The sequence below is a fragment of the Acinetobacter lwoffii genome, from assembly GCF_024129715.1.
GTDB lineage: Bacteria > Pseudomonadota > Gammaproteobacteria > Pseudomonadales > Moraxellaceae > Acinetobacter > Acinetobacter lwoffii_U.
The window spans coordinates 59,378-73,232 of record NZ_JAMXXM010000013.1 but is presented as its reverse complement, the minus strand read 5'-3'; the positions used below and the strand labels follow the sequence as shown (position 1 = coordinate 73,232).

13 protein-coding genes and 1 rRNA gene are annotated in these 13,855 nt (G+C 45.0%); 4 read left to right on the top strand and 10 right to left on the bottom strand.

Going from position 1 to position 13,855, the window contains the following annotated elements:
* From rrf to NI462_RS09860, 3 genes are all read left to right on the top strand, one after another.
* Window positions 1-83: ribosomal RNA gene (gene rrf / locus NI462_RS09870) — 5S ribosomal RNA — on the top strand; the annotation flags it as partial.
* 190 nt (window positions 84-273) lie between these two features.
* Window positions 274-1,446: a PQQ-dependent sugar dehydrogenase gene (locus NI462_RS09865; protein ID WP_005245576.1), complete on the top strand. Its 1,173-nt coding sequence runs from the start codon at window positions 274-276 to the stop codon at window positions 1,444-1,446.
* A gap of 535 nt (window positions 1,447-1,981) precedes the next feature.
* The gene (locus tag NI462_RS09860; RefSeq protein ID WP_290444325.1) at window positions 1,982-2,320 is read left to right on the top strand and encodes a tautomerase family protein; all 339 of its coding nucleotides are present in this window, start codon (window positions 1,982-1,984) and stop codon (window positions 2,318-2,320) included.
* A gap of 270 nt (window positions 2,321-2,590) precedes the next feature.
* Here NI462_RS09860 and NI462_RS09855 read toward each other — a convergent pair whose 3' ends face one another.
* The 5 genes from NI462_RS09855 to ribF form a co-directional block, all read right to left on the bottom strand.
* A complete protein-coding gene (locus NI462_RS09855) occupies window positions 2,591-3,133 on the bottom strand; it encodes an NADPH-dependent FMN reductase (protein ID WP_004281216.1) in 543 nt (180 codons plus the stop codon).
* A gap of 130 nt (window positions 3,134-3,263) precedes the next feature.
* On the bottom strand, window positions 3,264-3,746 hold the full coding sequence (locus tag NI462_RS09850; protein ID WP_253160421.1) for an FKBP-type peptidyl-prolyl cis-trans isomerase: 483 nt from the start codon (window positions 3,744-3,746) through the stop codon (window positions 3,264-3,266).
* On the bottom strand, window positions 3,739-4,278 hold the full coding sequence (lspA, locus tag NI462_RS09845; RefSeq protein ID WP_004281218.1) for a signal peptidase II: 540 nt from the start codon (window positions 4,276-4,278) through the stop codon (window positions 3,739-3,741). The genes NI462_RS09850 and lspA overlap by 8 nt, the downstream gene beginning before the upstream one ends.
* Window positions 4,271-7,117 (bottom strand): isoleucine--tRNA ligase, encoded by a 2,847-nt coding sequence (gene ileS, locus NI462_RS09840; RefSeq protein ID WP_253160418.1) that lies wholly within the window; start codon window positions 7,115-7,117, stop codon window positions 4,271-4,273. The genes lspA and ileS overlap by 8 nt, the downstream gene beginning before the upstream one ends.
* A 64-nt stretch (window positions 7,118-7,181) precedes the next feature.
* Window positions 7,182-8,183 (bottom strand): bifunctional riboflavin kinase/FAD synthetase, encoded by a 1,002-nt coding sequence (ribF, locus tag NI462_RS09835; protein ID WP_253160415.1) that lies wholly within the window; start codon window positions 8,181-8,183, stop codon window positions 7,182-7,184.
* A gap of 231 nt (window positions 8,184-8,414) precedes the next feature.
* On the opposite strand from ribF, the gene NI462_RS09830 reads away from it, so the two are divergent.
* Window positions 8,415-8,978, top strand: coding sequence for a 5'-methylthioadenosine/S-adenosylhomocysteine nucleosidase family protein (locus NI462_RS09830; protein ID WP_253160412.1), 564 nt, complete (start codon window positions 8,415-8,417; stop codon window positions 8,976-8,978).
* A 66-nt stretch (window positions 8,979-9,044) separates the two neighbouring features.
* Here the strand turns inward: NI462_RS09830 and NI462_RS09825 are convergent, their stop codons facing one another.
* From NI462_RS09825 to NI462_RS09805, 5 genes are all read right to left on the bottom strand, one after another.
* On the bottom strand, window positions 9,045-9,665 hold the full coding sequence (locus NI462_RS09825; RefSeq protein ID WP_253160410.1) for a TetR family transcriptional regulator C-terminal domain-containing protein: 621 nt from the start codon (window positions 9,663-9,665) through the stop codon (window positions 9,045-9,047).
* A gap of 322 nt (window positions 9,666-9,987) precedes the next feature.
* Window positions 9,988-10,794 (bottom strand): ABC transporter ATP-binding protein, encoded by an 807-nt coding sequence (locus NI462_RS09820; RefSeq protein WP_253160408.1) that lies wholly within the window; start codon window positions 10,792-10,794, stop codon window positions 9,988-9,990.
* A gap of 21 nt (window positions 10,795-10,815) precedes the next feature.
* Window positions 10,816-11,631, bottom strand: coding sequence for an aliphatic sulfonate ABC transporter permease SsuC (gene ssuC / locus NI462_RS09815; RefSeq protein WP_004647159.1), 816 nt, complete (start codon window positions 11,629-11,631; stop codon window positions 10,816-10,818).
* Entirely contained in the window at window positions 11,631-12,806 is a 1,176-nt protein-coding gene (gene ssuD, locus NI462_RS09810; RefSeq protein WP_253160405.1) for an FMNH2-dependent alkanesulfonate monooxygenase, read from the bottom strand. The genes ssuC and ssuD overlap by 1 nt, the downstream gene beginning before the upstream one ends.
* Before the next feature lie 36 nt (window positions 12,807-12,842).
* The gene (locus tag NI462_RS09805) at window positions 12,843-13,838 is read right to left on the bottom strand and encodes an aliphatic sulfonate ABC transporter substrate-binding protein (RefSeq protein ID WP_253160403.1); all 996 of its coding nucleotides are present in this window, start codon (window positions 13,836-13,838) and stop codon (window positions 12,843-12,845) included.
* Window positions 13,839-13,855 lie beyond the last annotated feature (17 nt).

The window sequence follows — 13,855 nt, the reverse complement described above, 5'->3', positions numbered from 1 at the left end:
TCCCTTCCCGAACTCAGAAGTGAAACCTCTTAGCGCTGATGGTAGTGTGGGGTTACCCATGTGAGAGTAAGTCATCGCCAGCTCATTATTCGAAATCCCCCTCCGCCAAGGCAGAGGGGGATTTTTTTATGTGCAAAAATTATAAATAAAACTTCAAAATTAACTCGTTTTATAGCTTTTAAAATGTATCTATTTACCTTTCTCTGCTGAATTTACATCAGAAATTCTGTATCTTGATGTTAATTTGAACAATAAATCAGTATGGAGAAGATAATGTTGTCACAATTTAAAATAAAAATTCTACTCAGTTGTTGTGCTTTAGCGTTTACTGCGTGTCATGCAGAGAATTCATCTTCTCGAAGTACTCAAGAGGCATCTACATCAGCTGCCAAATCAGATGCAGTCTCTTCTAACTTGCAAAAATATAAAGCTGAACAGGTTGCTCAATTTAATGAACCCTGGGCGATTACTACTTTAAATGATGGCCGACTATTGATTACTGAGCGTAAAGGAAAATTGCAGCTCTTTGATCCAAAAACCAAGAAAAAAATTGAAGTCAAAGGCATACCTCAAGTCGCATATGGAGGCCAAGGTGGCTTAGGCGAAATTACTTTACATCCTGATTTTGCAAAGAATCGGTGGGTATATCTGAGCTATGCCGAACAAGGCCAAGGCGGATATGGTGCAGTGGTGATCCGGGGTAAATTAAACTTAAATCAAGCCACTCTTCAACTCACACAAATTGAACGGATCTGGACGCAAGTGCCGAAATTTTCAGGCCAGGGACATTATGCCCATCGGATTGTATTTGGGCCGGATGGTAAGTTATGGATCAGTTCAGGAGAACGTCAGCAATTCAACCCTGCACAGGACATGCAATCTAATGCCGGTAAAATTATTCGCCTGAATGATGATGGCTCAATCCCTGCCGATAATCCTTTTATGACTCAGGGTAAAATTGCCCAGCAGGTCTGGAGTCTTGGACATCGTAATCCTCTAGGCATGGCTTTTGATCCGAAAGGGCAGCTTTGGGTGATCGAAATGGGACCGAAAGGCGGCGATGAACTAAACAAGATTATCAAAGCTAAAAATTATGGCTATCCGTTAGTATCCAATGGCGATCATTATGATGGCAAGCCAATTCCTGACCACAGTACCCGACCTGAATTTGAGGCCCCGGCACTGGATTGGACTCCGGTAATTTCTCCTTCAGATTTAATTTTTTATACGGCTAATGTCTTCCCGAAATGGAAAAATAAAGCGATTGCGACCGGTCTGTCTTCTAAAGCGATTGTGATTGTGGATACGACCCAGACCCCAGTGAAAGAAGTTCAGCGTCTGGATATGAAAGAGCGGATTCGCGGGGTTGCTCAGGCACAGGATGGTTCACTGTGGGTGATTCAAGATGGTCCGCAAGCAGGTTTGTTAAAAATGACAGCACCTTAATCCTCTGCTTTTAGGATGCTTATCTGAAAATGAGTTATTGAAAGGTGGAATAACGCAGCATGAGCTGACCCTCTGAATGAAAGGATTTTTAAGCTGATGCTGGCATGAAAGAAAAAGGCCTCTACATCCTGTGAAGGCCTTTTCATATTCTGTTAAAGGTATAATATCTGTTATACCGATCAGCATCCTGCTACGTGAATTTTTTATTTTTCTTACAAGACTTCCTGTCTTGGTATGATCTGAATATAGCCTGAAGCGATACAGCGCAATAGGGCAGTTTGGCTGCATAGATTGTAGGTCAAAGCCGACAGCCAAATTTTAAAAAGATAAATTCAAAAATACTGTTTTAAAATGATCATCCGATCAAATTACAAATAGGGATGGTGATTTTGCTGTATGTTAGCGAGAGAATACTCTTTTGATATGCATCAACTGATATAAATAAAAATGTCGATAAAATAATAAAAAGGAAACTCCTATGCCTACGATTTAAATTGAAGTTCGCCAACAATATCCTCAAGCAGTTGAGGAACAATTGCTTAACAGCGTATTTCATTGTGTGAAAACTGCCTTTCAGCTACCTGAATATGATCGTAATATTCGTCTGGTCGTGCATGAAGCGCATCGTTTTCAGTATATGAGTCATTTAGCTCAGCCTGAATATTTTACCTTGATCAGTATTGACTGTTTTGCTGGCCGCAGTCTGGAGACCAAGCGCAACTTGTATCAGCAAATGGTCAAAAGTCTTGGGGAAATCGGTATTCCTGCAGACCATATTTTGATTCATCTGAGAGAAAGTGCATTGGAAAATTGGGGTATTCGGGGAGGGCAAGCCGCCTGTGATGTTGATCTCGGGTTTAAGGTTAATGTCTGATGCATCCCGATCAGTATTCAAGTTAAATCTAAAGTTTAAAAACAGAAAAGCCTCAACATCCTGTCGAGGCTTTTCTGGATTTGCTTCTCAGATCTGACTCCTGTCTAATCTGTCAACGTCCTGTTGATTGGCGCTTTTTATTGTTGTCGTATCGCTTTGCAGACTTCCTGTCTGTCTATGTACTGACTATAGCCTCGCATAAAACAACCGCATAGCGGCTAAACTCTGCGCTGCATGTAGGCTAAAACGTACAGGGCTGTCGTCCAGTCATTAAGCACTGACATATTGAATCAGTCTATCCACCACAGCTTTTAAGTTTTTATTATCAAATTCATTGCCTTGGAAGGAATAATCTTTGTTGCGTGCAAAGATGTCACGGATTTCAATCACGGCATTGGTATCTACCAGTCCAAGTTGAGTGCCGACTTGACGAATCTGGTCAATCGAACGTGAGCCATTGGTCGCGCCATAACCAATATAAGCTGCCGGTTTGCCTTGCCATTCCTTGCCGAGATAATCCAGGGCATTTTTCAGGGCAGGGCTATAGCCATGATTGTATTCAGGCGTGACAAAAATAAAGGCATCGCCAAGCGCAATCTTGTCGGCCCAGTCTTGCTGTTTGGGCTGATCATAAATCCCGGTCAATGGGGGATGAGCACCAGAAAACAGCGGAAGATCCCATTCTTTTAGATCGACAATTTCAGTTTCCAAAGTGCTAAAGGCATAACTTTTAATTTCCTGCAGTACCCAGTGCGCCACTTTAATCGCAGTACGTCCCTCACGAACACTCCCAACCACAATATAAATTTTCATGTTTCATCCTTTCTTCGGGTCTGATCATCAAATTAATCAGATTTCAGGAAGGTGACTAGAGATGATTTGTATCCGGAAAATAAAAAGCTCCCGAAGGAGCTTTTTTAAAATCAGTTAATTAGCTGAGGTTCTACATCAGTTTAATGCCTTGCTGACCCGCAGGTGTCACTTTAAAGATTTCCACTTCAAAGGTGATGTTTTTGCCTGCCAATGGATGGTTAAAATCCACTTCAGTGATTTCATCATTCACCGATCTCACCACGCCATACAAGGTGGCTTTGGCTTTGTCTTCAAACTCGATCATGTGACCTTCGATCGGACGTTCTCCGAACTTCACCGTATCAAATTTCTGGATGTTTTCTGGATTCCATGGACCAAAAGCATCTTCTGGTGGCAGGCTCACCGTACGACGGTCACCGGCACGTAAACCAAACAATGCTTTTTCAAAACCAGGCAGTAAATTGCCATCACCAATCACCAGGCTGACCGGTTCTTCACGGCTACGGGTATTGTCAATTTCCACGCCATTTTCGATTGCGACAGAAAAGTGCAGCTCGACTTTAGAACCGTCTGCAACCCGGGTTTCTTCGTTAGGATGAATAAAATCAGTCATGTTGTGCTTGCGCCCGTTGAATTCGATGTTTTTCTAAGAAAAAGGTATCAATCAGCATCAGAATAGTGCCTACAGTAATAGCACTATCTGCGATATTGAACGCAGGGAAGTGGCTGTTCTGGTAATACACATGAATAAAATCGACCACATAGCCAAGGCTAACCCGGTCGATTAAATTACCGATGGCACCACCCAGAATCAGGGCAATCGCCAGCGGCAAGATTTTCATGTCTTTTGGCATACGCATCAGCCAAAACACGAAGATTACAGACACTAAACCTGCCAGTGAAGTAAAGAAATAGCGTTGCCAACCACCAGCATCGGACAGAAAACTAAAGGCAGCGCCATAGTTATGTAGCAGTGTCCAATTTAAAAAGGGCAGTACAGGAACAGGATCTGCATAATTCAGATTTGTCACCGCAATCCATTTGGTCCATTGATCCAGAATGATCGCCAGAATGGCCAGCCCAACCCACCATAAATTATGGGGATAGAACTGGAATAAGCCCTTTTTGGTGTGGGTATTAGGCATATTTTCTCTCTTCGCCTTGGCCTGTAGGAAGGTTGATGATACAACGACCGCATAGACCAGGATGTGCAGAATGTGTATTTACATCTGGTAATACATGCCAGCAACGTACGCATTTTTCGCCATCTGCTGCAGACACTTTCACATTCAAGCCTTCAAGATCAGATGCTTCACCTTGTGCAGCATCAAACGCATTGACGATCACTTGTGATGTGATCAGTACGAAACGAAGCTCATCACTTAACTTATCTAGCACTGCTTTTAATTCAGCATTTGCCCAAAGTTCAACTTTGGCAGACAAGTTAGAACCGACAGTTTTTGCTGTACGTGCAGTTTCAATGAATTTGTTTACTGCAGATTTCACAGCAATGAGCGTTTGCCATTCAGCTTCAGATACTACATTTGCAGTTGAAGCCACAGGAATGTCATACCATTCAGCCGTGAACACGTATTTCTCTGATTGCTCAGGAATTAATGGCCAAGCTTCTTGTGCAGTAAAGCTCAGGATTGGTGACATCCAACGCACGAATGCTTGTACCAAGTGATACAACGCAGTTTGTGCAGAATGACGTGCTTGCGAATCCGCTTTCGTGGTGTATTGACGGTCTTTGATGATGTCTAAGTAAAAACCACCTAAGTCATTGATACAGAAATTCGTTAAAGCAGTGGTGACGATATGGAAGTTCATATCTTCGTATGCTTTTTTAATGGTTTCTTGCACTTCAGATGCACGTTGCAAGATGTATTGATCAAGCGCGATCAATTGATCTACGGGTAATGCGTCTGTCGAGGGTTTGAAGCCATTCAGGTTAGCAAGCAAGAAACGAAGCGTGTTACGGATACGACGATAACCGTCAGAGGCACGGCTAAAGATTTCTTTACCAGCGGTCATTTCATAACGGTAATCCGCAGAGGCGATCCAGAAACGTAGACCATCCGCACCCATATCTTTAATGATGTCTTGCGGCGTGATCACGTTACCGATCGACTTGGACATCTTGCGGCCTTTTTCATCGACCACGAAACCGTGGGTCAACAAGCCTTTATACGGTGCGCGTTCGTTAATCGCAATCGAAGTCAATAACGACGACTGGAACCAGCCACGGTGTTGGTCTGAACCTTCTAGATATAAATCGGCAGGATCAGTCAGTTCTTCACGTTCACGCAGTACGGCATAGTGCGTTGTACCTGAGTCGAACCAAACGTCTAGCGTGTCACGCACAGCATTGTATTGTTCAGCATCATCACCAATGAACTCACGGGCATCACGGTTGTACCAACCATCAATACCTTCTTGTTCGATCAGTTTTGCAACTTCTTCGATCAGTTCAGGCGTACGTGGGTGCAATTCGTTCGTATCTTTATGTACGAAGAATGGAATTGGCACGCCCCAAGTACGTTGACGTGAGATACACCAGTCTGGACGACCTTCAATCATTGCCTGAATCCGGTTTTTACCCCAGTCCGGTACAAAGCTGATCTCATTTTCAATCGCGTTTAATGCGCCTTGACGTAAACCTTTGGCATCCATGCTGATGAACCATTGTGGGGTCGCACGGAAGATAATCGGCGTTTTATGGCGCCAGCAATGCGGATAGCTATGCTTGATCACCACATGTGCCCAAAGCTTGGTCGCTTCAGTCAATGCCGCAATAATTTTTGGATTGGCTTTGTAGATGTGCTCGCCCGGGAAGATAGGCGACGTTGGTAAATACACACCATTACCACCGACTGGGTTTTCAACTTTTAAGTTGTACTGTAAGCCAACTTTATAGTCGTCCACACCGTGACCCGGTGCAGTATGTACAGCACCTGTACCGCTAGCATCGGTGACGTGTTCACCCAAGATCACTGGCACTTGGCGGTCGCTAATTAAAGGATGTTGAAGAACTAAATTCTCAAGTTTTGCACCTGTGAATTCAGCAAGCACTTCAAATGCAGTAAAGCCATAACGCTGAGTCGCAGACTCAACCAATGATTTCGCCAAAATGAAGTTTTGTGCAGCTTTATCTTCGGCTGTTGCTTTCACCAGTTGGTATTCAAGCTCAGCATGCAGTGCAACCGCCTGGTTAGCAGGCATGGTCCAAGGTGTGGTGGTCCAGATCACGATATCGGTACGATCAGCAACGTCTACGCCTAAACGAGCAGACAAATCAGCTAAATCAACAACAGTGAAACCGACATCAATTGCATCCGATTTTTTATCTTCATATTCAACTTCAGCTTCAGCCAATGATGAACCACAGTCCAGACACCAGTTGACTGGTTTAAGACCTGGCTCGATATGACCTGCTTTCGCGATTGCACCCAGTGAACGTACGATGTCGGCTTCTTGTTTGAAGTTCATCGTGAGGTAAGGATTGTCCCAATCACCGAACACACCCATACGTACGAAGTCTTTCTTTTGAAGCTCAACTTGGGTGTAGGCATATTCACGACACGCTTTACGGAAAGTTGAAGCATCAACTTTTACACCGACTTTACCGACTTTTTCTTCGACTTTCAGTTCGATTGGCAAACCGTGACAGTCCCAACCCGGTACATATGGCGCATCAAAACCATCCATGACACGGCTTTTGATAATGATGTCTTTGAGTACTTTGTTGACCGCATGACCCAAATGGATTTGACCATTGGCATAAGGAGGGCCGTCATGAAGCACGTATTTTTTCTTGCCAATACGCGATTCACGAATCTGCTGATAAATGTTGTCGGCATACCACTCTTCTAACCATTTCGCTTCACGTACTGCCAAATTTGCTTTCATTGCAAAGTCAGTACCTGGGAGGTTTAGCGTGGCTTTATAGTCCACTGCATTTTCAGGAGTTTGCTTATCGCTCATGCAAGTCGTCTTCCAATCTAATCAGTTATGTCACTGACACGTTTTACAATAAAAATATGGGATATTAAAAGGGAAATGTGGGGTGATTTCGACGAAACTCAAGCAGTTTCTCGACATCATCATCAATTCCGGCTTTTAGCGCTTCAAGCGAAGGATAGTCCTTTTCGCCATGTAAATAGTTTAAGAACGTCACCCGCATCAACAGGCCATACAGATTAGCAGAAACATCTGGAAAATGTACTTCTAATCGCCACTCTGGGTGTGCTTGTTTGATGGCTGGACGTGTGCCGACATGACCTGCCCCAAACAGGGCAGTCGGGTCATAACCCGCAATACCGGTTTGCGTTGCAGAGTCGGCTTTTACTTTGTCTTTTAAGGATTGGGTTTCACAAATGACTTCCACCCCATAAATTCCTTTCAGGCAGGGCTTATGACGGTTGAGCCGTACATTAATGGTCGGGAAATCAATGGTTCGACCAATCTGATCGCCATATTGCACCCGCCCAGTAATGCTATAAGGACGACCCAGCAATTGTGCGGCCAAGGCTAAATCACCAGCTTGCAAGGTCTGGCGAATCCGGGTGGAACTGACCCGTTCACCATCTAGAGCAATGGTAATTAAATTGGTCACTTCAAACCCGTAATTGCGCAGGAATTCGCTGTTGCCTTGGCGGTTTTTACCAAAGTGAAAATCATCGCCTAAGACCAGATGCCGGGCATTCAGTTTTTCTTTTAAAATGTCGGCAAAAGCTTCTGCAGTCAGGCTGCGAAAAGTATGGTCAAATTTCGCCACTGCGATATAGTCCACACCCAGCTCAGTCAGATATTCAACTTTTTCACGCAATGATGAAATACGCGGTGGAGCATCATAACCCTGAAAGTATTCAAGTGGTTGCGGCTCGAAAATCATCACTACAGATTTTAAACCCTGTGCTTTGGCCACCTGTTGCAGCTGACGGATCATCGCCTGATGGCCTAAATGCACGCCGTCAAAATTACCGATGGTCACGGCAGTTTTGGGTAATTCAGAATGAGAGGCTAGAGCATTTAGACGGAGCAGCTGCATGGGCAAATCAAGTGATTAGAAATATCGAGAGGCTATATATTGCCATAATCTCGCGCTTTCGTCTTGCTGTTGTGTTTTTATGCAATATTTTTCTTGAAAATTCATCTTCCTTGGAATTGAGCCGGCTGGTTTTTCTACGCACTAAGTATGTTTGATCAGAGCACTGGTGCTTTTCATTCAGCCGGTTTTGTTTTCTAATGTCAGGGTTTTTTTTGATATCAGGTGTTTCGAATGTCCGATCTGGCGCTCATCATGGCTCTACCCAATGAATCCAAAGGCTTGTTTGAAGCAGAAGGCATTCAGGTACATTACAGCGGGATTGGTAAAGTCAATGCGGCTTTTAAAGCTTTTGAGGTGATTCAGAACACCGGTTGCAGTACCTTATTGAATTTGGGCAGCGCGGGAAGTTCGCATTTTAATGCGCATGAACTGGTCGAAGTCAAGCAATTTGTACAGCGTGATATGGATGTGTCGCCCCTTGGCTTTGAGATCGGCATGACCCCGATGGATCAGCATTTCCCGGGTGCGATTGAGCTGGATTCTTTCTTTGACCATTTGCCGAAAGGGATTTGTGGAACAGGCGATAGCTTTGAAACCGGTATTTCAAAAGTGGCGTGTAATCTGGTCGATATGGAAGGCTATGCCTTGGCCAAAGTCTGTAAAAAGCTGGGCGTTCGGCTGATTTCAGTGAAATACATTACTGATGGAGCTAATGAGACTGCGCATCTGGATTGGGAAGAAAATCTGTTATTGGGTGCGAAAAAATTATTAGATTTATATCAAATGGTAAAATAAATAGGAGGGTCAAGTTTGCTCGGCGACCATAGCAGCTATGGTCGTGTGCCAATCAGAAGCGCTTGCTTATTTATCCGTGCGTGGAACCACGCCGTATAACATCATATGTACCGTATGCTGGATAATGCGTTGCTGCATGCTGCGGTTACGCAAGGTTTTACCCGTGACCATTTCCATTTGGGTCGCAAAGTCTGCATAGTTCTGGGTAATCGCCCAAATATTCAGAATCAGTAACTCAGGATCAATATCTGCAGAAATTTTGCCTTGCTCTTGCCAGTTGGAAATTACTTTGGCTTTACGCTTGACCAGTTTTTTCAGTGGACCTTTTAAAATTTCCAGAATATGCGGTGCACCTTGAATCACCTCCAAAGCAAATAAACGAGATGCTTTAGGCTGGGTACGCGACACTTCAATTTTTTGCATCAAATAATTGGTGATCGCTTCTTCAGGTTCAAGTTCAGCTTCCAGGGTTTGTAAAGGCGCCAGCCATTTTTGTAGAACGGTGGTTAATACCTCGACATACAGGGCTTCTTTATTTTCATAATAATAGAAAATATTCGACTTATGCATTTCTGCAATTTGTGCGATTTCATCCAGACTTGCCCCATTAAAACCATATAGGGAAAATACGTCTAGTGCAGCATTTAGCAGCTGATTGCGTTTTTGAGTACTCTTTTTTTGTTCCATTAGCAAATATAAAAAACAATGAAAAAGGGAATCCTCAATTGTACGGCAAATCATCAGATTTGTGCACACAGTCACAGGCTAATTTTTTGAATAATGATGATTTATTCTCTAGATCAATATTTAAAACAGGCTAAATGCATTTACACCAAGAGAAAAATTCAAGTTTCTGAAAATACTTCATTTATTCATCTTTTTTCTTCATCAATGCAAGAGAGGAATAATACTGAAATGAATCTGATAAAAATGTTCTCTTATTGAGATAAATGTATTTTTATAAGAATAAGACCCAAAACCATGCGCGATTTTAGGTTGGATTGGGTATTCAGGTCGCTAAAACTGCCTGCAAGACCTGCTGTTCTAGTTCTGCAAATGTCACACTTTTTTGCCGGGGACGTGGCAAATTGACCTTAAATTCTTTGGCAATATGGCCTTTGTCCAGCAAGATAATCCGGTCTGCCAATTGCACTGCTTCACTGACATCATGCGTGACCAGAATGGCGGTAAAGCCTTGCTCGGTCCAGAGACGTTCAATCAGGTTCTGCATTTCCAGACGTGTCAGGGCATCCAGGGCGCCGAGCGGTTCATCCAGCAGTAGAATACGCGGCTGATGCGATAATGCCCTCGCCAAGGCGGTACGTTGCCGTTGTCCTCCAGAAAGCTGTGAAGGCCACAGTCCAGCTTTTTCTTTGAGTCCGACCTTTTCCAGCATTTGCGAAGCTTTGGCATGCTGCTCCTTCGGTAAACCGAGTTGAACATTCTGTTCGATGCTGCGCCAGGGCAGCAGGCGAGGGTCCTGAAACATCACCCGGATATCATCGGTAGTAATGCCTTCGCGAATATGCCGGGCTGACTTAAACTTGATTTCGCCGTAGCTTTGCTGTTCCAGATCGGCAATCAGGCGCAATAAGGTACTTTTACCACAACCGCTGCGACCAACAATTGCCAGAAATTCACCCGGCTGGATATGCAGGTCCAGATCTTCCAGAACCTTGACCGAACCGTAAAACTTGTGCAGCTGTTCAATGATAATTTCGGCACCGATCACTGCAGCAGGATTGATCTCTGCCGCAGGTTGGTCCAGTGGCACAATCGGGTCATTGGCATGACGCCCTAAACTGAGATCAGTCATCACATGCTCCTCATTTATTCTTTATTTTTGATAGCCGGCATGCCAGCGCAGCAGGAATCGCTCTAAGGCCACGGCCAGAACATCGGCCAGTTTGCCGAGCAGGGCATACAATAAAATACCTACCAGAACCACGTCAGTTTGCAAAAATTCACGTGCATTCATGGTCATATAACCAATACCAGACTGGGCGGAAATGGTTTCGGCCACGATTAACAATACCCAGACCAGACCTAGAGAAAAACGCAGTCCGACCAGAATTGACGGCATCGCACCCGGCAGAATAATTTCTTTATACAGTTGCCAGCGAGTTAAGCCATAGCTTTTGCCCATCTCGATCAATTGCGGATCGACGGAACGAATCCCATGATAGGTATTGATATAAATCGGGAAAAATACCCCAATCGCCACCAGAAACAATTTGGCAGATTCATCAATCCCGAACCATAAGATGACTAGGGGAATGAGTGCCAGTGCAGGAATATTGCGGATCATCTGCAAGGTGGTGTCGAGCAGGGTAGAGGCAGTTTTGGATGAACCATTTAACAGACCCAGCAATAGGCCCAAACCACCGCCGACCAGTAAGCCACTGATGGCACGTCCTGCACTGACTTGCACATGCGTCCACAGTTCACCGCTGAGCAATAAATTCCAGAAGGCTAAAACCACGGCACTCGGTGCAGGCAGAATCCGGCTTTCCAGCAGGCCTGTGCTAGAGGCAATTTGCCAAACTGCAATCAAGAAAATTGGAACCAGCCAGGGCAGCAGATGCTGCCCCAGAATTGTTCCACGTGAAACCTGCTTTGGGGTCAGGGTTTCAACGGAAACGACTTTTGACATTAAGCAGACTCCTTAATTTTCTCAGCCTGCTTGTTCTCGTCCGGTGTGTAGTTGTTCGCCACGATTTCACCAAATGGACCGGTCAAGTTTGGTTGAGTGAGTTTTTGCTGGGTTTCCAGTGGAAGTAAAGGGAATACCAGTTCTGCAAAACGGATGGATTCTTCCAGATGTGGATAGCCTGAGAAAATAAAGGTGCTGATCCCCAGATCGGCATATTCCTGGATACGTGCAGCGACAGTTTCCGGATCGCCGACCAGTGCCGTACCTGCACCACCACGAACCAGACCCACACCTGCCCAGAGGTTTGGAGAAACTTCGAGTTTGCTGCGATCGCCATTGTGCAGTTCTGCCATACGGCGCTGACCGACCGAGTCCATGGATTTGAACTTGGCTTGGGCTGCAGCGATAGTGGCATCATCCACATATTGAATCAGTTCTTCAGCCGCCGCCCAGGCCTGCTCATTGGTTTCGCGTACGATCACGTGTAAACGGATCCCGTAATTCAGTTCACGACCTTTAGCTGCAGCCTTGGCTTTTACCACTGCAATTTTTTCTTTGACTGCTGCCGGTGGCTCGCCCCAGGTCAAGTAAGTATCGACCTGATCCGTGGCCAGCTCAATGGCATCATCCGATGAGCCACCAAACCATAAAGGCGGATGCGGCTGCTGAATGGGTGGATACAGCAATTTTGCATCATCGACACTTAAGCGTTCGCCATGGAAACTAAAGCTTTCACCTGTATGTGAGCGTTTTAGAATTTCACGCCAGATGGTGGTGTATTCGCTTGCTGTTTTATAACGGGTTTTGTGATCTTCATAAACGCCGTCACCTTTCAGCTCCTGTTCGTCACCACCAGTCACTAGGTTTAGCAAGACCCGGCCATTGGATAAACGGTCAAAGGTCGCAGCCATACGTGCAGCCAGTGCTGGCGTGGTCACACCCGGGCGCAACGCCACCAGGAATTTTAATTTTTTGGTTGCATCGATCAGGCTGGCTGCGGTTAACCAGGGATCTTCACAAGAACGGCCGGTCGGAATCAGGACACCTTCATAACCTAAGTTATCTACTGCAACGGCAATCTGCTTCATGTAGGCATGATCTACAACACGTGCGCCCTTGCTGGTGCCTAAGTAACGACTGTCGCCATGAGTGGGGATAAACCAGAAAATTTTCATGTGATATTCCTTAAATTAAATCATCTTGTTTGTTTATCAATGTGTGGCTGCTGGCGACCAGATATGTTTCTGGACGCTGATGGTTTTGGGAATCAGTTGAACCTGCTGGAAGAGATCGGCAATATTCTGTTGGGCTTTGATCACTTCCGTCGTTAAAGGTTGAACCGGCGAAGGTTTAAGACGACGCTCAAATGCAAGCTTCGCCACTTCTGGTTTCAGACCGGTACTTTTCTGATAAATATCTAGGGCTACAGCCTGGTTTTTAAGAATCCACTGGTCAGAGGCATTTAAAGCCTGAATAAACTTCCTGGGACTATCCGGATGCTTCTGAATAAATTCAGGATTGCCGATATAAAAGGAATAGGTTTGCGGAAAGTCACTGGATTCAATCAGCACCTTAACCTGGCTGTCGAACTCGGCTGCACCCAGGAAGGGATCCCAGATTGCCCAGGCATCAATGGCTTTTTTATCAAAAGCAGCACGTGCATCCGCAGGGGGAAGCCAGATGGCTTGAATCTCTGACCAGCTTAAGCCGGCTTTTTCCAGGGTTTTGGCCAGAAGTTCATGGGCACTTGAACCTTTCTGCACCGCGATCCGTTTTCCTTTCAATTGTTGAATATTTTGAATGGCACTGTCTTTCGGCACGACCACGGCCAAAGAATTTCCCGCCACTTTTTCAAAGGCCACGTAGCTTAGGGCTTTGTCTGCCGCCTGTGCAAAAATAGGCGGAGTATTTCCCACATAGCCATAATCCACTGCACCGACTGCTAAGGCTTCCAGCATTTGTGGGCCTGCCGGAAACTCTTTCCATTCAATTTTGGCATTGGGAAATTGTTGTTCTAACAGCTTTTCATCACGTGCCACCAGCAGATTTAAGGCTGATTTCTGAAAGCCAATCGCAATGGTTTTAACTTGTTGCGCTGACGTGGTTTCTGCGGCAGCCGTTTGCTGTGGTTCCTGTTTCTGGCAGCCAGTCAGACTAAAGCTCAATAGCGCTAAGCTGATATAAGAAACTGTTTTTATATGACTCATCTTTATTCTCGAATTAT